The organism is Micromonospora sp. CA-244673, from assembly GCF_050948395.1.
GTDB lineage: Bacteria > Actinomycetota > Actinomycetes > Mycobacteriales > Micromonosporaceae > Micromonospora.
In genome coordinates, this window is sequence record NZ_CP192019.1 from 3154528 (window position 1) to 3173746 (window position 19219).

At 69.0% G+C, this 19219-nt stretch carries 8 protein-coding genes and 1 pseudogene; 3 read left to right on the forward strand and 6 right to left on the reverse strand.

What is annotated here, in order from left to right; translation table 11 throughout:
* Positions 1-127 precede the first annotated feature (127 nt).
* The 4 genes from ACQP12_RS14750 to ACQP12_RS14765 form a co-directional block, all read right to left on the reverse strand.
* Complete coding sequence (locus ACQP12_RS14750; RefSeq protein WP_433288361.1) at positions 128-2767, reverse strand: helicase-related protein; 2640 nt, start codon at positions 2765-2767, stop codon at positions 128-130.
* 80 nt (positions 2768-2847) lie between these two features.
* Positions 2848-4851, reverse strand: coding sequence for a hypothetical protein (locus ACQP12_RS14755; protein WP_433288363.1), 2004 nt, complete (start codon positions 4849-4851; stop codon positions 2848-2850).
* Entirely contained in the window at positions 4848-6104 is a 1257-nt protein-coding gene (locus tag ACQP12_RS14760; RefSeq protein ID WP_433288365.1) for a hypothetical protein, read from the reverse strand. The genes ACQP12_RS14755 and ACQP12_RS14760 overlap by 4 nt, the downstream gene beginning before the upstream one ends.
* A 282-nt stretch (positions 6105-6386) precedes the next feature.
* Positions 6387-7319: a hypothetical protein gene (locus ACQP12_RS14765; RefSeq protein ID WP_433288366.1), complete on the reverse strand. Its 933-nt coding sequence runs from the start codon at positions 7317-7319 to the stop codon at positions 6387-6389.
* Positions 7320-7673: 354 nt separating this feature from the next.
* On the opposite strand from ACQP12_RS14765, the gene ACQP12_RS14770 reads away from it, so the two are divergent.
* Positions 7674-9992, forward strand: coding sequence for an AAA family ATPase (locus ACQP12_RS14770; protein WP_433288368.1), 2319 nt, complete (start codon positions 7674-7676; stop codon positions 9990-9992).
* A 291-nt stretch (positions 9993-10283) separates the two neighbouring features.
* On the opposite strand, the gene ACQP12_RS14775 is transcribed toward ACQP12_RS14770, so the two are convergent.
* Positions 10284-10832 carry a hypothetical protein gene (locus tag ACQP12_RS14775; protein WP_433288370.1) on the reverse strand — a complete coding sequence of 183 codons (549 nt, stop codon included), beginning with the start codon at positions 10830-10832 and terminating at the stop codon, positions 10284-10286.
* Between the two features lie 346 nt (positions 10833-11178).
* Between ACQP12_RS14775 and ACQP12_RS14780 the strand changes: the two genes are divergently transcribed.
* On the forward strand, positions 11179-17214 hold the full coding sequence (locus ACQP12_RS14780) for a DUF4011 domain-containing protein (RefSeq protein ID WP_433288372.1): 6036 nt from the start codon (positions 11179-11181) through the stop codon (positions 17212-17214).
* A gap of 118 nt (positions 17215-17332) precedes the next feature.
* Here ACQP12_RS14780 and ACQP12_RS14785 read toward each other — a convergent pair whose 3' ends face one another.
* The gene (locus ACQP12_RS14785) at positions 17333-17899 is read right to left on the reverse strand and encodes a helix-turn-helix domain-containing protein (protein WP_433288374.1); all 567 of its coding nucleotides are present in this window, start codon (positions 17897-17899) and stop codon (positions 17333-17335) included.
* Positions 17900-18335: 436 nt separating this feature from the next.
* Here ACQP12_RS14785 and ACQP12_RS14790 point away from each other — a divergent pair.
* Positions 18336-19198, forward strand: a pseudogene (locus ACQP12_RS14790) (IS5 family transposase); the annotation flags it as partial.
* Between the last annotated feature and the right edge of the window lie 21 nt (positions 19199-19219).

Below are 19219 nucleotides of genomic sequence, written 5' to 3' on the forward strand. Positions count from 1 at the left end.
GCCTACAAGGCTCCCGTTCTTGGGCGCGGGCCAGGTCCAATTGAAAGCCGGCGACCACCGCCGTTCTCAGGCCGAACACCCCTTCTGCTCGACAGTTGGACCGCACTCCCTTCCTGACTTGCGCTGGTCATTGGGTCGCCGGGACGGACAGGTCCATGGTTAGGGCAGTGGCGAGCGGGGGTGGAAGCGGGATTCGGGCGGCTTGACGCTCGGTGGCCCACTCGGAGCTGTCGGGTGACTCCCCCATGACGATGCCGAACCAGCGTTCGCGGTCCTTGACGACCCGGAACATCTTCTCGTCGTGGGTGCCGCCGACGTACGGCTCGTAGACGACCACAGGCTGGCCGACCCGGGCGGCCTGGGATCCGATGCGGTCGACACGGCCGGTGCGCTGCTCCAGCGTGCTGGGGTTCCAGTCCAGGTCGTGGTGGATGACATGGCGGCAAGCGTGGTGCAAGTCGACGCCCTCGGCCATGACACTGCTGGCGATGAGCACCTCGGGGAAAAATGGGGTGTTGAACGTCTGCATGAGCGTTTCGCGGGTGGCCGGCTTCGCCTCCCCGTTGACCAATCGGACGTTGGGTAGAAGCACCTCGCGATCGTGGGAGTGCTCGGCGGTGTCGAAGTGTTCGCTGCTGACGCGGATCCCACCGGTCTGGATGCTGGCGAGCGCGTTCAGCACATCGTCCCGCTCCTTGTCGACCTGTTGGGCAAGGGCGGCGGCGAAGGCACTGATCTGGTCTGCGAAGGTGGCGCCAGGCGCGCCGCGGTCCAGGCCAACAAGTAGCCCCTCGATGGTCAGGCTGGGGGAGAGGTCCACATAACGGGTCAGGAACGAGGGCGTACGCATGAACCGGACCGCGACGTCCTGCACCCGTTGCGCCGTCTCGTCATCGAGTCCGTTGACGTAGCTGGCGACTCGTTCCCGAAAGGCGTCGTACCCGCTGACATCGCTGCGTAGCAGACGCTCGGCGATCGCGTCGACCTCAGCTAGCACGCCGTCGTCGGCGGGCCTCCCGAGGGCCTGGGAGGCCCGGTCGATGATCTCCCGCCGGATGGCGCGCGAAATGTGATTGCGCAGGGCACGGCCGGTCTCGCGGTAGAAGCAGAAGACCAGGACCTTCTCGCCGCGCCGCCATCGTTCGACCACGCGGCTAACAGTCGCGGCAACCTTCGGGTGCGCCGCCCAGCCGTCGACGGTGTCGTGCGGCAGGGCGGCCTTGATGCGCTCGACGTACCACCGGAGCTGGTCCTTCGCGGCGGTGGCGGACGTGTCCGGCGTGCAGTCGTCGGATGTCTCGAGGTCGTCGAGCTTGGCGATCCGGTGAGCTCTCGTGTCGGTGTAGGCCTCGAAGGATGAGGCGAGCCCGTAGGCGTAGTAGCCCCGCACCGGGCTGGCTTTACCTGCCCGATGGAGGTTTGCGATGGCCTCGGCGCGGGCGGCGAGCAGGAACGGCAGAACTGCGTCGCCTTCGACGGTCAGGCCGGAACCGGTGTCATGTCCGTCCAGGATCGCCCGGCCGGGGTGGTAGTCGCGACGCTGGGTCCGGCTGGCCCTGGTGTGTCGGACGACCCACGGGCGCAGCAGCTTCTCGGCCGATCGGAGCTCGTCGTGTGCTGCGGCTGCGGCGGTGATCGCCGTACGGACGCGCTCAGATTGCCCTTCCTCAACGTCGAATGTGGCGACGGAGGCAACCTGGGGGGCGTCGGACTCCTCGAGCCGCGACCAGGCCCGTTCCAGCCGCAGTGCAGCAGCACGACTTCGGTTGAGCCCGTTCTGAATTCCCTCCACCTGGTCGTCGAACCGCTTCCGAGCCGCCTGCGACGACCAGCGCACGCCATGGAATCTACGCAAGATCCGGATCAGCTCGTCATGGTTGAGCTGGAACGGTGTGGCGGTGAGGAACAGCATCCTCTCGAACATGTTTCCCAGCGCGCCGCGCTCGTCGACTGTGTTGGCAAAGAGGTTGCCGAGCTGGGTCCTGTTCTTGACGTGGTGGGCCTCGTCGAGTATCAGCAGCGGCAGCCGGACATCCAGGCGTTGCAGGGCCCTCTTCCAGACCTCGCCAAGTGCCCACTCGAGCTGTGCCCGAGCGACCTTGAGCCGCTCTTCCAGATTGGCGGTACGGTAGACAGGAACGGCGGCCAACGCCTGCCGTAGGTCCTCGAGGTCGAGCCCGGATACGGCGTCGAGCAGTGCTGCTGGCACGGGGTCGTCGTCGAGCGGATCCTCGGGTCGACCCCGGTCCCACACCTGCTTCCACCGGCCCGGCTGTTTCTCGAGCAGCGTCGCCACCAGGGCCTGGCCCGCCGCACCCCGGAACCGGGGTTCCCGCAGCAGTGCGTGGGCGTGCTTGGCCAGCACCCGGCGGTGTTTGTCCCGATCGCGGTCATAGCGGGTGGCCTGGCGAAGCAGGGCGAGCCGGATCAGCGGGTCGGTGAGCCTGCTGGTGAGCGCTGTGTGCGTGGCGAAGATGAGGTGCTGGCGCTCCTCAGGGGGGTCGTCGAGCATCTTGAGCAGGTCACTGCCTCGCTTGACCGGCCGCGACCCACGCAGCCCGTGGCCGGGCGGGAGGCAGTGCTCGGCGAAGACCTGCCACTCGCGGGGCCACTTCTCGGCGACCGCCGCTGGGACCAGGACGACGACGGGGTTGGCACGCCCGGTTGCTTCCAGCACGGAGACTGCCACTGCGAGGGCAACGTAGGTCTTGCCCATACCGACCTCGTCGGCGAGCACCACGCCGGGCTGATCGGCCAGGGAACGCAAGATGGCGTCGGCTGTACGCAGCTGCCGCCCGGCGTCCTGGGTGGATACCCGACCAGCCGTAGCGAGATTGATCCCAGGTTTCAGTGGCCACACTTTGCCAGGGCCTCCTCCACCGCATCGCGGACATATTGGTCAAGGGAGACGTCCTGCGACGAGGGCAGGCGCTGCGTCTGCTCCCGGATTTGTGCCAGCACCGCCGTCACCTCCCGCCTGATCACACTTCGCTCGTCGACGTTGCGGACGGCCGACCAGTCCACGGCCGCGATCGTGAGGGCGAGCTCGGCGAGCATGAACTGCTTCTCGCCGTTGACCATCTGCTCGTCGGACGTACGGACCACGCTCTCGGCGAGGTTGAGCGGACCGAGCGCCCCGTGCAGTCGCCAACGAACCGCATCGAGGTTGCTTGCCGGCCGTGCGAGCCGTTCCTGCAGCCGCATCAGCGCGAGCGAGGACTGCCGGATGCGCTGCATCAGATGTGCCTGGTCGTAGCGTGTCAGCGGATCCAACCCCGTGTCGGCGCCAGCCTCGGCGACCCGCTCGAGTTTGCGTAGCTCTTGCTCGATTGCGACGGGCAGCGGTCGCGTCGAGGCGAGTGCGGCGAGCAGGGCGTGGATGGGGATCTCCCGTAGCTCGCTGGGCGGTGGCAGAGCACCGCGGTCGTCGATATTCGCAGTCCAGGTCGACTCAACCTCCTGCCCGTCGACGTGCCAACGGACCAGCAGGTAGGTCGGCAGCGGCGTGCCCGGTGCGAGCGGAACCCGTACCTGCGGCTGGACGGCTGCCGACCAGGCCGCACTGTCGTAGAGAGGGTGGCCTGCCGGGTCGAGGATCCGCCAGTTGGCGGGCAGCGTTGTCGGATCGAGGGTGAGAGTTGCGGCTGGCTCGGGTTGCAGGTGCAGGAGGCAGTCGACGAAACCGTGCGGCAACTGGTGCCCGGTGGCCTCGTCCTCGTCGGCCGGCGTCTCCCACTCCTGCGCGTCGGGCACGATCGGGTCGCCCTTCGCGGCGAGGGCCCGCAGGGCCTTGCCATCGGCCGAGTTCAGTTCGCAGCCGATCCACATGTTGAGCTCGCGGTGCGCGCCTGGGTGTAAGCCCAGGCCGTACCTTGTCACGTTCGACGAGCCGACCATCGCCGCGACCCAGGTGTCACTTTCCAGGAGCACGAGCTTGGCGTGCAGTGTCCGCCGCTCCTTGTCAGGCCTCGCATAGGCGGACACCGGTGTGCCCTGATCAATCAGGGACGGCGGTCCCTGCACATTGCCGGTGAACGGGCTGATGTCGGCGAGGATGGTCAGCTGGCGCTCCTGCGCTGGCCGCCCGGTGAGCAGGCGGCGTACTGCGTTGATGCCGGGCGCGGGCGCCGCGTCGTCCCAGAACGGCGAGAGCACGGTTGCCCGCAATGGCTTCCCCCCGCGCCAAACCGCCTCGTAACGGTCGAGCGGGTTGACTTTCGGTCCACCGGACGCGAGTGCGATGTGAATGCCCGCAGTTGGCCAGGCGGGCAGGTCGGCGGCCTGGATGCGCTGGCGGAACAGGGCCAGGGTGGCCAGCGCGCGAGCCTTAGGGCCGGCCTCTGACGATCCAGGAGCGAGGTCGACGAGGTTTAGCAGTTCGTCGTGCAACTCGATGAAGACCGTCCGTGGTATCTGGCACTGCTCATCAAGGTCTAGGGCGAGGCCGAACTCGACCTGCTGCCGGTAGCCGGCGGCGGTGAGGTTGGCCGAGCCGAGCAGCACCCGGCAGTGACGCTCCCAGAGCAGCACCGCGGCCTTGGCATGCAACAGACCATCGCCTGGTACGGCGACCGGGAGCAGATCCCAGCGCAGGTTGCGCTTCTGGGTGGGCGTGCTGCGGTCGGCGAGCACGGTCACCTGAGTCTCGGCAAGTCGGTCCTCCTCCTCGAGGATTGAGGCGATGGTGGAGATGCGATCGCCGTCGCCGGTGCCTGTCGAGAGCGACAGGAAGCGGGACAGGCAGTCCTGCGCGAAGAAGTCGGCGTCGAAGGTGAAAGTGGTGGCCAGGCATGCCGCGGGGCGGCCAGCATGCTGCGGCGCCGACCAATGCTCCAGCAGCCGCAAGCTCATGACGTAGCCCCGATGAAATTGCGCAGGGTGTGAACGCGTACAGGGTGGACGAAGTAGTTGAGGTCCGGTCGTTCAGGGCTGCCGTAGGGCGGGCGGACGACCCAGCCATCGCGCAGCGGCTCGAACCAACTGCGCTTCCCGCCGGGCTTGCCCGCTTGGACCTGCTCGTGATGGTGAAGTACGAACTCGGCAAGGTCCTTCGGCGAGCGGGGGTAGACGAATTCGCCGAGGCGTTGCTCCAGGTCGATGTCATGGGTTACCTCGGCCACGCGGTCGGCGGCGCGCTTGAAGTGCTCGGGGATCTCGCGGGCGCACCGGCCGAGCATCTCGTCGTCGGCGACGTGTGCGGCGGTGAGTGGCTGGCCGCCAAGCGAGTACGACACCCTGCAGAGCAGGCGGAACGCGGCGTTGACGAGGACCGCCAGCTTCTCGTAGCTGACCACCGCGTCGATGATCCGGCTCAGCTCTTGGGATGCGTGCTTCCGCACGGCGGTGAGCAGCTGTGGCTCGGTGGCGATGCGGTCGTCGCCCGCCAGCAGGAGGGCGAGTTCCGCGCGGTGCTCGTGTCTCGGGTCGGTGAGAAGCCGGCGCAGCACCGCTGCCTCGGTCGGTCCGGCCTTGTCGGGCCGCAGCGTGGTGGCGAGCCGCCCGAGTAGCTGCGCGCCGGTGGCGACCGAAAGGGACCCCTTCTGCAGCGCCGCGCGCACCTCCTCGTGGACCCGCCGTCGGATCGCCCCGCCCTCGGTGTCGGGGGCCTCGTCGGCGAAGCCGGTCAGGCCGTGGTCGTGCTCCCACGCCCGGACCAGCTCGACGCACCGCTCGGCCGGCGCCAGATCCTGGGTGAGCACACTCGCGTCAACAGCGAACGGCTTGTAGACGCCGTAGAAGCCGAAGACCCGCGGACTGTTGAGGTAGGTCTGTCGGGACAGCCGCTCGCCCCGGTTGATCGCGGTGCGCGTCTTCTGGCTGCCAGGGACGTCGGACGGGAGGGCTCGCTCGATCCGGCGCACGAACGCCTCGATGAGCAGCCACTCGAAGCAGATGGCCGGTGTCGAGACGCCGTCGTGGGGCTGCTCATCGGCCAAGGACTCGGTCGCGACCGCCCCGACCGCCATCGCGGTGGTAAACCGTACCCAGCGCATCCGCGCCCGCAGCGCTGGCACCAACCGCTCGGCGAGCCGATCGGAGATCGCGCTCAGACCCATCGGGTCGAGGGTCCCCTCACCGGAGGCTGGCGGGTCGTAGGCGGACACCGCCGGAAGTGTGAGTCCCATCAATGGCATTGCGAGAAACACCCCCAGGGGGACGGATAGGAATGCGCCGGCTATGCCAGGCGACTCGTAACGAATCTATCTGTGAGCTACGACAATCCGCGGATGAGCGCGCCCGAGGCCTCAGCCCGGGTCGCTGGTCGGACGGCTTCAGCGGCGGCAATGGCTTGTCGCTGCTGGGGGCACGGGACCTTGGATCGAGCCTCGCCAGGGGGCCGGATAGGCCGGCACTATCCGAAAGGCCCCAGCGGTCCGGAGTGGGCCCTACGCGTTGCCGCTAAGGTCGGTGCCCTTCCACTTCCCTCGGCCGGCCGGACGCGGGGTCCGCCGCTGATGCAGCCAGATGGCGTGGTCGAGTTCCCACGGGGTACAGCCGATCTTGCGTGCGGTGGCAACAACATGTGCGCGGGCCTCAGCCGCCGTCGGCAGCGACGAAAGGCCCAAGGCGTCACGGACCCATCGGCGCACTATGGTGTCGGGCTTGATCCGCTGCTCGTCGCCGACGAGCATCCAGAAGTAGTCGAGCCGGATGTCGTTCAGGCCGTTGCCGGGCACGCGTCGTAGGTCAGCTTCAACGCTCGCCAGGCGGCCATCGTCGGTCAGGAGTTCAGCTGCATCCAGCAACGATGTGATCCCGTGGCTGCACAGCACGTCGGCATACGCGATGACCGCGATGCTCTTGTATGGCGCAAGCCGGTTGCGGTGTGTCCTGTTCCGGCATTGCAGGTCCTCCTCAGCCAGGCGATCGGCGCCGCGCTGGACAGCCCAGTCCCGAAAGCTGCACAGATCCTGTTCGCCCGTCACTTTGGACGACTCACCAACGATGAGATAACGGTCCCTCAGGCCGGCGAGGTCCGCATACCGGTTGCAGATCTCGGCGACATGCTCGTACCGCTGGCCGATCGAGTACACCGCGTCGAGGATGCACAGACTCAGGTGTGCCCACCGCCGGGTGCGCGGCTCGACCCGCAGCGCGGCGGCCGCCGCGACGAGCGGGTCCACGGGCGCTGCAACACGCGAGTCGGCTGGAATCGCGGCCGTGAGCTCGGCGAACAAGTCAGCCGACATCAGCACCGCCTCAGCGCGGCCATGCGCACCGAGGGCAACGGGCACATCGTCGCCGGCTCGGAACCGCTCGAGGATGCTTGGTAGCCGCACCCTCGCGTCTCGCACCGACAGCGTTTCAGCGATGATCATGCCGGCTCCACAACTGAGGTGAACACATCAATGGTGTACACCTTAATCGGTAGTCGTGGGCGTGGTCAATGTGGAGCGGTCGACCGCGATGCTGACCCACGTATCCGACCCTCGATCCCGGCCTGGCCTGGCCCGGCCTGGCCTGGCCTGACGGTGTCGTGTCAATCGGATGGATAGGCCGGGTAGTCGTCGCTGGGTAACGTTCCCAGCCCTGGCCTATCTCCCGTTGCGCCGGGACCGCATGCTCGGCCAAGCTGATGCAGTCGCTGATTCAGGCCGGATCTGCCACTTCGGTGGCAGGTCGAGCCCGGCATACCGACGGGCGGGCGACCAGGGGCGAAGGGTGAAGGCAGAGTGAGCGGGTTGGCTAGGTTTGAGTTAGCTCCTGAGCTGTTGGGAATCCATGTCGGCGCCTACAAGAACCTGCGTGATCAGTGGCTCGACTGGGCTGACGGCATGGCTCTGTTCGGCCCTAACGGCGCCGGTAAGACCAACTTCCTGGAGGCGCTGGCGATCCTGCTCGGCACGGACCAGACGCTGCTTCTCGCCCACCCCAGGCTGGCGCCTGTCACCACGAACGACCTCGGGGTTGTGGCGAAGGTGTCTGCCGATGAGTTGCCGTGGGGGCCGTCAACGCTTCTGCCGGCGGACCTTCCGATTCCATCCGATCTTGCGCGCCGGCTGCCAGTGCTGTCACGAGGGCGGCAGGACGCCGCGTGGTGGCAGGCGATCGGTGTCGGTGGCGGGGACAGCTTCATGGCGGGCCTGGCCGAGCTCGCTCTGCCGGTCGAGGTTCGCGAGTACCTGGAGTCCCAGAGTACCCGGCCCGTGATCCGGTACCGGCTTGTCTCGATCGCCTTTCAGGTCACGGACAGGCTTGAGGACGGCGATCCGATCGCTATCCGGGTGGAGCGCAGATTCTCGCGCACGTTGATGGGCTTCTGCCCGCCGGAAGTCGTGAAGCGCCTCGCGGACGGCCTGCCAGACGTATTCGCCCCGCTGCGCACCGCCCTGGCAGCGCCGCCGACTGGACCGGAGGGGTACCTCGACATCCTGGCGTTGCCAGACGCTACCGAGCCGCCAGCGCAGCTTGAGTGGTTGCCACGCAGCCGGCGCAGCGGGGAGGTGTACGAACACCTACGTTCCCGGATGGAGACTGCGGAAAATCCGGCCGAGCGGCTCGCGGAGAGTCTGGCGGCCCTGCCTGCGGCTGTCGGCGACTTCGACCCCGACGGACGCTGGTGGGCGCACGAGGTAGCGGCGGAGGCCGCGTCCGCCGAACTGGCCGTCACGCTCAACCATGTTCGGGTTCAGCTGACGGGGAACGACGCGGACCTCGAGTTCCTCGACATCCGCGGCCAGGAGCCGATCTGCATTGGCCATACGCGCTCCGCCGACGCCCTGGAGCGGTTCTCGGCGGGCGAGCGCCGCTGGGTGGACGAGGCGCTGGCCACCGCAGCCCGAGCCGTGGACCGGTTCGCTGCCAAGGCAGAGTGGCAGGCCAACCTGCTGGACGAGCTCGATGAAGCCGCGGTAATCGAGTCGCTGGTCGGGGTCAGCGAGTCGGTGCAGAGCCTGGTAAACCAGGCGGGCTTCTGGACGGCGGAAGCGAAGGAGCGCCTGCTGAGCGTCCTGGAAGGCCAACTGTTGGCCGCCGCTCGCGAAAGGCTGTCGGAGGACGACAGCTCATTCGGCCGACACCTCACCGAGCAGAGCGCCGGGTTGTCCAGCCTTCGTCCCCAGACGGTGGTGCGGGTGTTCGATGAACCGGAAAGCCACCTTCATCCGCAGGCCCAGCGCATGATCGCCGTCGCGCTGGACCGGCTTCGCTTGCGCGGCGACAACATCGTGCTGGCATCGCACAGTCCACACTTCCTGGATTTACCCGACTGGCGGCTCGTGCACGTCCAACACACGCCGGAGGGAACCACTATGTCGGCGCTGGCCGCGGCCGACCTCGACGCGCGTAAGGCCCTGGCCGGCCAGATGGGACTGAGTCGGGGCGAGCTACTGACCCGGGTGTCACTCCTGCTGATCGTCGAGGGTGAACACGATCGCCTCCTGCTGGAGGAACTGTACGGGGATCGCCTCCACAACGCGGGTGTGGCGATCATCCGGATGCATGGCACGAGCAACCTGCTGGCGACCGCGCAGATGGACTTCATCGAACGTCACCTCGACGTGCCGATCGGTGTCCTACTCGATTTCACTCGGCTCGAGAAGGTAGATGACAACCGCATGCCGACGAGTCACCTCCATGCGGAAGAGCAGGCGCTACGACACCTACGCCGTGCCTGTCGGAAAAACCGACGCCCGATGACGTACTTCGGCTTGAGTAGGCCGGACATCGTCGCGTACCTCAACGAGGACGCGATCCGCGTCGACGAGCCGGGATTTCCTGGCTGGACGACGGTGACGCGCGAGTTTGGTGCGGTCAGCGGACGTTTCCGACAGGCCCAGCCCCCCGTAGAGCGCCCCAGTTTCAAGCCGTGGCTTGAAAAGAGGTTCGGCGTCGACCTGACACGTACCGACCGGGTGCAGCGGATGGTGGAGCGGATGGTCCAGGAGGGCCTTCCTGCCGGCGCGGAACTCACGAATGTAGTGCGTGAGGTGGAGCGGAAGGCTGCCGCCGGGCGGTGGCCAGAACAGCCCGGCGCCGGGCCCGCTCACTGATCAATGCCCCGGATCAGCCCGGCCGGTGCGGTCCGGTTCGACGCGCCGGGTAGCCGGTAGTTTCGCACCCATCCCGGACGCGACCGAACATGCAGGAGACTCTCGCCGTCTCACCCGGCCTCCGTTCTGCCCTTTGCTGGATCCGCGGGCTCGTACCGGCGAACTCCAGCCGCTCAACCTCGAGGCAGAACCGGCACTTGCCGAACTTCTCGACGCAGGCGGGACCCACGGGAATCGGTAGGAAAGCGAGGCTGACTCGATCCGCCCGCACGGCAGATTCCTGCCCGTTCATCATGATCGAGGGTGTGAGGTATTGAATACGACCTCCGGCTCCCGTCGCGTCGTCCCGGCGCCGTGGCAGTGTTTCCGTCCGCGACCATCACGACGGCGGGTGCGCGATTCCTCGCGGCGTTCAACGACATCGAGAAGCGCATTCGAGCGAGCCTGCGCGCGGACGTCAGCGTCGGGTTCGCGCAGTTGGCCCGGGAGTACGCCGACAAGAAGCGGCTGCCGAATCACCACAAGAGCGCCCTGGTGGCGTTCGCTTCGCTGCGGAACGCGATCAGCGTCGCCCTCCATGACCGTGCCCAGCTCGTTGATGTCGAAGGGCTTGCCGTCGGCGTAGTCGTCGTCCTCCGGCTCGTAGCACTCAGGGCCGGCAGGGTTCCACAGGTGAGTCATCTGAACCTGGCGGGCTTCGCCCCACGTGCGGGCGGCGGCCAGCGCCTTGATCTCCTCGGCCTCCTCGGTGGCGGTGTTCGCGTCGGCAAAGGCCAGGCAGTCGTGCAGCTGCGCGTGGCCGTAGACCAGGCGCCGGGGGTTCGGGTGGTGCGTCTTCATGGCGCACATCCTGCCCAAGGGGTGCGACATCCAAGATCAGGTGTTGATGCGACGATCGAAAGCGGGATCGGCCATGGCAAACGGCCGGATGGACTAAGAGATGATCACGAAGGGCGACGCTGACCTGCGATCCGGGCAAAGGATCTTGTCCGAACGGACCAGCCACCGGCGGCGACTCAGCTCTGCTTGAGGAAGTGGTGGTGGACTCGCTGCTCGCCGACATGGCGGCACACGTCGTCGGCGACGGTGCCGACGAAGAGAGATCGGCACACGGCCGGGGGAGGATCCGCCGGTCGGACGACCGCTAGGCTGACCAATCCCGGCCTTGCCACCTGGAGAAACGCCCATGTCCGACAGCGTCTTCGCGCAGTTCACCGCCGACGACGACCAGCTCGCCGTCGCGTTGCTCGTTCAGCCTGCGATCAACGCTGCCCTGGTGCACAACCGGGTTCCGCTGGTCCGCCACCTCACCCTGGTCAACCGCGGGACGGAACCGCTGGCGGACGTGACGCTGACGCTGGAGCTGCTCGGCCCCGACGGCGCGCTCACCGAGCCGTGGACGCGTACCCTCACCGCGGCACTGCGGCCCGCGGCGAGCACCGGCTGGGACGACTTCCGCGACGTCACCCCGGACCGCGCGCTGCTCTACCGCACCGACGAGGCGTTCCCGGTCGACTACCGCCTCACCGTCGAGGCAGATGACGCGGCGTTGACGCTGGTGGCCCCCTCAAGGGTGCTGGCGCACAACGAGTGGTTCAACAGCCCCGCCCTCTACGACAGCCTGGCCGCCTTCGTGCAGCCGAACACCCGGGCGGTCGAGGTCGTGCTGCGGTCGGCGGCGCAGCTCCTGCTCGCGCGTACCAGCTCGGGCTCGCTGCAGGGCTACCAGGACGGCCCGGAGCGGGCGGCGCTGATCGCCGGCGCCGTGTACGAGGCGCTGCGCCAGCTCGAGATCACCTACCAGACCCTGCCGGCGTCGTTCGAGAACAGCGGCCAGAAGGTGCGGACGACGGCCGCGGTGCTGGACGGCCGGCTCGGCAACTGCCTCGACCTCTCCGTCACCTACGCCGCATGCCTGGAGGCGGCCGGGCTGCACCCGCTCATCTTCATCAGCGAGGGGCACGCCTTCGGCGGCTTCCTCCTCGAAGAGGAGCGGCTCGGCGCTGCGGCGGTCACCGAGACCAACCTGCTGATCTCGATGGTCGACTCGGGCCGGGCGGTGCCGGTCGAACTGACCCGCATCGGGCCCGGCGCCCAGTCGGCGACGTTCACCGAGGCGGTACGCGTCGGGCTCGGCCACTTCCGCGGAGAGGGCCACCGGCTGCAGGGCGTCGTCGACGTCCACCTCGCCCACCGCTCCGGCATCCAGCCGCTGCCGTCGGCCGACGAGCTGGTCGCGCCCGCGCCCGTCGACGCCGAGATGACCCCCGACGCCAGCGCGTCGCTCGACCTTCCGCCCGGTGTCGCCGCCGCGAAGCTGCGCCAGCTCGCCGACGAGGGTGACGAGCTGCCGCAGCTCGCCGACGGCTCCCCGGGACGCATCCAGCAGTGGCGGAAGTCCCTGCTCGACCTGAGCCTGCGCAACCCGCTGCTCAACCTGCCCAAGCGTGGCCGGGGCCTGGACCTGCACGTGCCGGCCGGTGCCCTCGCCCTGCTCGACGACCTCATCCACGACGGCCGCCAGGTGCAGGTCATCCCGCAGGACGACATCAGTCACGTGCATGAGCTGGCCGGCGCGCGCCGGGCGCAGGACCTCGACGCCGAGATCCTCACCCTGGAGCTACGCACCGACCGGCGGGTCTACGGCGCCGTCACCGAGGCCCGCTACAAGACCGCCATGCGGGCGTTGCAGCGCGAGGCGCGCACGATGGAGCAGGAGACCGGCAGCAACTACCTATACCTGACCATCGGCACCCTGGTGCACACCAAGACCACCGGGGGAGAGGCGTATGCGCCGCTGTTCCTCCTGCCCGTGCGCATCGAGGGCGGTGCCGGCCGCCGCCCGTACGCGATGGTCATCGACGGCACCGAGGTGGCCAGCCCCAACTACTGCCTCATCGAGTGGCTGCGCGTCAAGCATGGCGTGCGGATCCCGGAGCTCGAGCAGCCGGTCCTCGACGAGCACGGCATCGACATCGCGAAGACCCTGGCCGCGATCAACACCGGGCTGGTCGACAACCGGCTGAACTACCGCATCGACGAGACCGCCAGCCTGCGGTTGCTGCAGTTCTCCACCTTCCAGATGTGGCGGGACCTCGGCGACCACTGGCCCCGGTTCATGGAGAACCCCGTGGTCCGGCATCTGGTGGAATCCTCCGGCGCCACCTTCGACGACCCAGCCCGCCCGGACCACGACGCCGACGTCGCCGTGGACGAGGGGGAGCTGCACCTGCCAATCCCCGCCGACGGTTCCCAGATGCAGGCCATCGTCATGGCCGAGCGCGGCCAGTCCTTCGTCCTCGAAGGGCCGCCCGGCACCGGCAAGTCGCAGACCATCACCAACATGATCGCCCGCGCGGTCGCCGCCGGTCGGTCGGTGCTGTTCGTCGCCGAGAAGCAGGCCGCCCTCGAAGTGGTGAAGCGCCGGCTCAAGCAGATCGGCCTCGGACCGTTCGCGCTGGACCTGCACGGGCGCAAGCAGTCCCTCAACGCCATCCGACAGCAACTGCGCGACGCCCTCGACCAGTACGACCTGGGCAGCGACGGCGACTGGACGGCCGTAGAGACGGCGTATCGGACGCGGCTCGCCCCGCTGGCGGAGTATCCGACGCAGGTCCACACCGCCAACCCCGTCGGGATGTCGCTCTGGTCGGCCTACGAGCAGGTCCTCGCGTACGGGGACGGCCCGGCCGCCCCGGTTCCGGTCAGCTACCTGCACGCACCCGCCGAGGTACGCGCCCGGGTGGAGACGACGCTGCGGGAGTTCCCGGCCGCCGCCCGCTCCGCGCGGCTTCGGCCCGAGCATCCCTGGGCGCTCAGCGGCTGCCGGACCCTCGACGGGCTGCACGGCGCGGCCGTCACCGAGATCGCCGCCGACCTCGAACGCCTCCGCGCCGACCTCGCCACCCACCCCCACCTGGTCGGGCTGCTACGCACGCTGCCTACCCCGGAAAACGTCACCGAGCTGCAGGCCGGCGCCTGGCTCGCCGTACGCGGAATGCTGCCGGACCGGGAGACCACCTTGCGCGCCGGCGACCGCCGGTGGGACGAGGCCGCGTGCCGGCTCCAGGCCGACCTGGCCGCGTTCCACCAGGGCTTCGCCGGTGAGCTCGCCACCTTCCGGCCGGACGTGTTCGCCCGCCCCGAGCTGGCCGCCTGGCACGCCGAGGCGCAGGAGGCGGCGAAGAAGCTGCTCGGCAAGCGCAAGCGCCGGCAGGCCGTCGTCGACAAACTGGCCGTGCACCTGCTCGCCGGCGCGACGCTCGACGTTGAGCGGGTCGAGGTGACCACCGGACGACTGGTCGCCGCCCAGGCCCAGGCCGCCGCGCTGCGCCAGCACGCGGTCGCGCTCGGCGGCCTACGGATCCCGGCATGGCAGCCCACGAACCCGGACGCGCAGCAGCGGCTGGCGGAGGCGATCGAGGCGACCCGGGCCAGCCGTACGCTCCTGGCCCAGCACCCGCAGGCCTGGGAGCTGTTCCAACGCGGCATCTCCGACGCCGACGCCGCCCTCCTGGACCGGGTCGCCTCCCGATGGCGGGCCTGGCGCGGGGTGCTGCGCTGCACAGAGCAGGAGCTGGCCCTATGGTCGGCCGGCTCACACTGGGTCGACGCCTGGCAGCGGGACGGCGCGACCTGGCTGCACGACCTGCGCAGCGAGGAACTCTTCCCGCTGCGCCGCTGGGCCACCGTCCTCACCCACACCGACGTGCTCGCCTCCGCCGGCCTCACCGACTACCGCGACCAGCTGCTGCGCGCCGAGGTGAACGGACAGCTCGCCGAGGAGGCGTACCCGCGGGGCGTCGCCGCCGCCTCCCTCGGCGAGCGGCTACGCGGTGGCGGGCTGCAGTACTTCGACCCGGAACTGCACGACGACGAGATCGCCCAGTTCGAGACGGCCGCCGGTGAGCTACGGTCGGCGCTGCCCGAGCGCCTGCCCTCGGTGCTGGTCCGCCGCCGCCCGTTCAGCCCTTCCGACCGGCGGGGCCGCTTCGCCGACTTCGCGGCGGAACTGCGCCGCAAGCGCGGCGGCCGGTCCTTCCGGGAGCTGTTCGAGCGGTACCCCGACGCTGTGCTGGCGTTGACGCCGTGCGTGCTGGTCAGCCCTGCTTCGGCGGCGAACTTCCTGGCCCCGGCAAGCCAGCGCTTCGACCTGGTCATCTTCGACGAGGCGTCGCAGATCCAGGTCGCCGAAGCGATCGGCGCGATGGGCCGGGGCAGCGCCGTAGTGGTCGTCGGCGACTCCCGGCAGATGCCGCCATCCAGCATCATGCAGGCCAGCCACACCGTCGACGACGTCGACGAGGGCGAGAGCCCGGTGCTGGAGGACCTGGAGAGCATCCTCAGCGAAGCCGTCGAGTCGGGGCTGCCGCAGCGGTGGCTGTCCTGGCACTACCGCAGCCACGACGAGTCGCTGATTGCCTTCTCCAACCGCTACTACTACGACAACAAGCTTTCCAGCCTCCCGTCGCCGGGGATGAGCGGCTCCGCCGGCATCGCCTGGCGGCGGGTCGACGGCCGGTACGACCGGGGCGGCTCGCGGACCAACGACGTCGAGGCGCGGGCCGTTCTCGCCGACATCACCCGGCGCCTGCACGACCCGGCCACCGTCGGGCAGTCGATCGGCGTGGTCACCTTCAACATCCAGCAGCGGGATCTCATCCTCAACCTGCTGGAGGACAGCACCGACCCGATCATCCGCGAGCAGCTCTCCGGCGCCGTCGCCGAGCCGATCTTCGTCAAGAACCTGGAGAACGTGCAGGGCGACGAGCGGGACGTCGTCCTGTTCTCCCTGGCCTTCTCCACCAACCCGGAAACCGGCCAGCTCCCGCTGAACTTCGGTCCGCTCAGCCAGGCCGGCGGTGAGCGGCGGCTCAACGTGGCGATCACCCGGGCCCGCCGGCAGGTGGTGCTCTTCTCGTCCTTCGACCCGTCCGACATCGACCTGTCCCGCACCTCCGCGGTCGGCACCCAGCACCTGCGGGCGTACTGCGAGATGGCCGCCGCCGGCGCCGACCGGCTGGGCGACCTGGCAAGCGACCGGGCCGAGCGGCGCAGCCGCATCCGCGACGAGGTGGCCGCCGCGCTGCGCGACCGCGGCCACGAGGTCCGCACCTCACACGGCCTGTCCGACTTCACCGTGGACCTCGCCGTACGTCGGCCGGGCTCGGCCCGCTGGCAGGTGGCCGTCATGCTGGACGGCCCCGACTGGAGCACCCGACCGACAGTGGCCGACCGGGACCTGGCGCCTGCCCTGCTCCGGACCATCATGGGCTGGCCGGAGGTGGTGCGGTTCTGGCTGCCGGCGTGGATCCACGACCGGTCCGCGCTGCTCGACCGCGTCGACGACGCCGTCGCAAAAGCCGACGCCCCAGAGCCGCCCGCGCCAGCGGAAGCCGTCGCGCCCCACGACACGGTCGAGTTGCCGTCGCCCCGCACGACCGAGGACGTCGAGCAGGTCCACCTGGTCGAGCTGTCGGGTCCGCGCGTGGCAGAGGACACCGAGCTCGTCACGGGAGCGTCGCCAGCACCCGTTACGGGCCTCGCCACCGCCTCGGCGCCGACACCCGTCACGGACCTCGCCACCGCATCCGCGCCGGTCCCCGTCGCGAGCGCGCCGCCGGCGACGACCGGCGCCATCGAAGTCAGGCCCTTCGTCCCGTACACCCCGACGCCGCTCGGCGACCAGAGCGACCTCGACCTGCTCGCCACCGACCAGCGGGTACGCGGGCTCGTCCGGGAGGCGCTGCGGGAGATCATCGCGGCCGAGGGACCCGTCGAACAGCACCGGCTCGCCCGCTTGGCCCTGGCCCGGTTCGGCTTCCTGCGGACCCGGGAGGACCGGCGCCTCTCGGTGCTCGCGCTCGTCGACGCCCGCCGGCTGTACGGCCATCCCACCGTGGGGCGGTACGCCTGGCCCGAGGGGACGGACCCGCAGACGTACCGCGCGTACCGGGTCACCCAGGTGAGCAACGACCGGGCGTTCGAGGAGGTGCCGCCCGAGGAGGTCGCCAACGCGTTCGTTGACGTTCTGGAGAGCGTGCCGAGCATGGACGAGGAGCGCCTGCTGCGCGCGGGGCTGGAGCGCCTCGGCTACCGACGGCGCACCGACAAGATCGACAAGCTACTCCGATACGGCCTGCACGTCGCCGTGACTAGCGGCCGAGTCCGGTTCGACCAAGAGGGACGTCTGACCCTGGGTCGACATGAGTCATCGACGTGACCGTGCCTGGGCGAAACCCTGGCCGACTACGCCGGCCGACTTTCGCTTGTCTCATGGTGCACTGCGCTCGTCCAGCCGAAGACCGATCAGCATGCCAGCACATAAGTGATGGTCGCGATCATGCCCGGCGCTCGATCGCCTCTGAGCGGCAGGGGATGCACCTGCCAGCAGGTTGGCCAATGTGCCCCGGACGCGAGCAGCGGCGGCCACCGCCGGTCATCGGCGGCGCCGCGCCGCCACGCTCGGCGCAACCCGGAGCGCGGGTCTGCTTCTTCTGCGGAGCAAACCGGTCGGAAACCCGTGCCCGCCCGTCTTCCATTGATTGGTCTTCAAGGCTTCGGGCGACACCCTGGCTGTCACCCCCGCTGGCCGAATCTGTCGCCCTGCCCTGCTGATTTGTCACCCCAGAGGCGGTTCCCGTCCTCCGATCTCCGATGACGAGGCGGTAGACACGGGTGGCGATCCCGGCGACCTTGGACACGGCCAGTCGGCCGAGTTGCACCAGCTTGCTGAGGCATCGCTGCACCGTCCGCTCCGAGCAGCCGGCGTAGTTGGCGATGGTGGCGACGGAAGGCCAAGCCTTGCCTTCGTGGTTGGCGTGTGCGGCGATGGCGATGGCTACGGCTCGCTCGTTCTTTCCTAGGTCTTTCGTCGCGAGAAGAGCGTCCTTAACGGCGAGACTCATTGGGCTCGGACCTCCTACGTCCGTTGGGGCCACGGGCGGATGTTCTGCACCGACGCGGCCGAGCTTCATCTGGCATCCCGCGCCGTATCAGCGAGGGGTCTAGTGATCCAGGCTCACCTATCGCTGAAGGTCAAGTCGCAGAGGAGATGTGGGCATCCCAACCGGCTGCCGACTGTGTCCGAATCAAGCTCGGCGAGGAGAAACAGGCCCGAATCCCGAGCGTGCTGAGTGTTGGAGGTCGGCCAGCGGCGGGCAGGGAAGGGCCACCCGTGGACGTTCCGGGCCGTAGGACGCGCTCAGCTCGCGCAGTGGAGGCGGTTGGGCAGGCGACGAAAGCTTGTGCGAGGCTGAGCGGCCTCGCCGTGCAGGTGGCACAGCGCGCTGACTAGGTGTTCTGCCGATCTTGTAGTGGTTGATCGTTGACGATGTGCCGGTGGTGCGTCGTGGCGAGCTGACCGATGAGGCGTTGGCTGTGATCGCGCCGCTGCTGCCGGAGGCGGGGGGCTCGGGGACGGTGGCGGGATCACCGCCAGGTCATCAACGGAATTCTGTGGAAGCTGCGCACCGGTGCGCCGTGGCGTGATCTGCCGGATCGCTTCGGTCCGTGGAAGACCTGCCACGAACGGCTGCGCCGGTGGACCGCCGATGGCACCTGGGATCGGATCCTCGCGGCGGCGCAGGTGCACGACGACGGCACACCGGTGCAGTGGACGATCAGCATCGACTCGTCGATCGTGCGAGCGCACCAGCATGCCGCTGACGCCCGCAAAAAGGGGGGTTCCCGGCAAGCGCGGCGACGCCTGGTACGCAAGACAGCGAGGCCATCGGCCGATCACGCGACGGACTGAGCGCGAAGATCCACCTCGCCGTCGACGGACGCGGCCGGCCGCTGTCAAGCCTGCTCACGCCCTGCCAAGCCGGCGACAACCCTCAGCTGCTCGCCCTGCTCGACGCGATCCGAGTCAACGAGCCCGGATCTAACCGGCCACGCAAGCGCCCGCACGTGTTGATCGCCGACAAGGGTTATGCCCACGACTTCACCAGACGTGCCCTGCGGCAACGGGGAATCCGGCACGTCGTCCCGGAACGCTCGGACCAGGTCGCCCGCCGGGCCGCCAAGGGCAGTCACGGCGGGCGACCACCAGCCTTCGACAAAAGGCGACCTACCGCAAGCGCAACGTCGTGGAACGTTGCTTCGACCGCCTCAAGCAGTGGCGCGACCTGGCCACCCGCTACGCCAAACGCGCATCCCTATACAGGTCCAGCCTGGTCCTCATGGCCCCTGTCATCTGGCGTCCATGGACAGAACACCTAGCCGCT

What these genes read in the sequence shown, in the direction of transcription:
- ACQP12_RS14755 (WP_433288363.1), bottom strand. Translation starts at nt 4,851, where the DNA reads ATGAGCTTGCGGCTGCTGGAGCATTGGTCGGCGCCGCAGCATGCTGGC.
- ACQP12_RS14765 (WP_433288366.1), bottom strand. Translation starts at nt 7,319, where the DNA reads ATGATCATCGCTGAAACGCTGTCGGTGCGAGACGCGAGGGTGCGGCTA.
- ACQP12_RS14775 (WP_433288370.1), bottom strand. Translation starts at nt 10,832, where the DNA reads ATGAAGACGCACCACCCGAACCCCCGGCGCCTGGTCTACGGCCACGCG.
- ACQP12_RS14780 (WP_433288372.1), top strand. Translation starts at nt 11,179, where the DNA reads ATGTCCGACAGCGTCTTCGCGCAGTTCACCGCCGACGACGACCAGCTC.
- ACQP12_RS14785 (WP_433288374.1), bottom strand. Translation starts at nt 17,899, where the DNA reads ATGAGTCTCGCCGTTAAGGACGCTCTTCTCGCGACGAAAGACCTAGGA.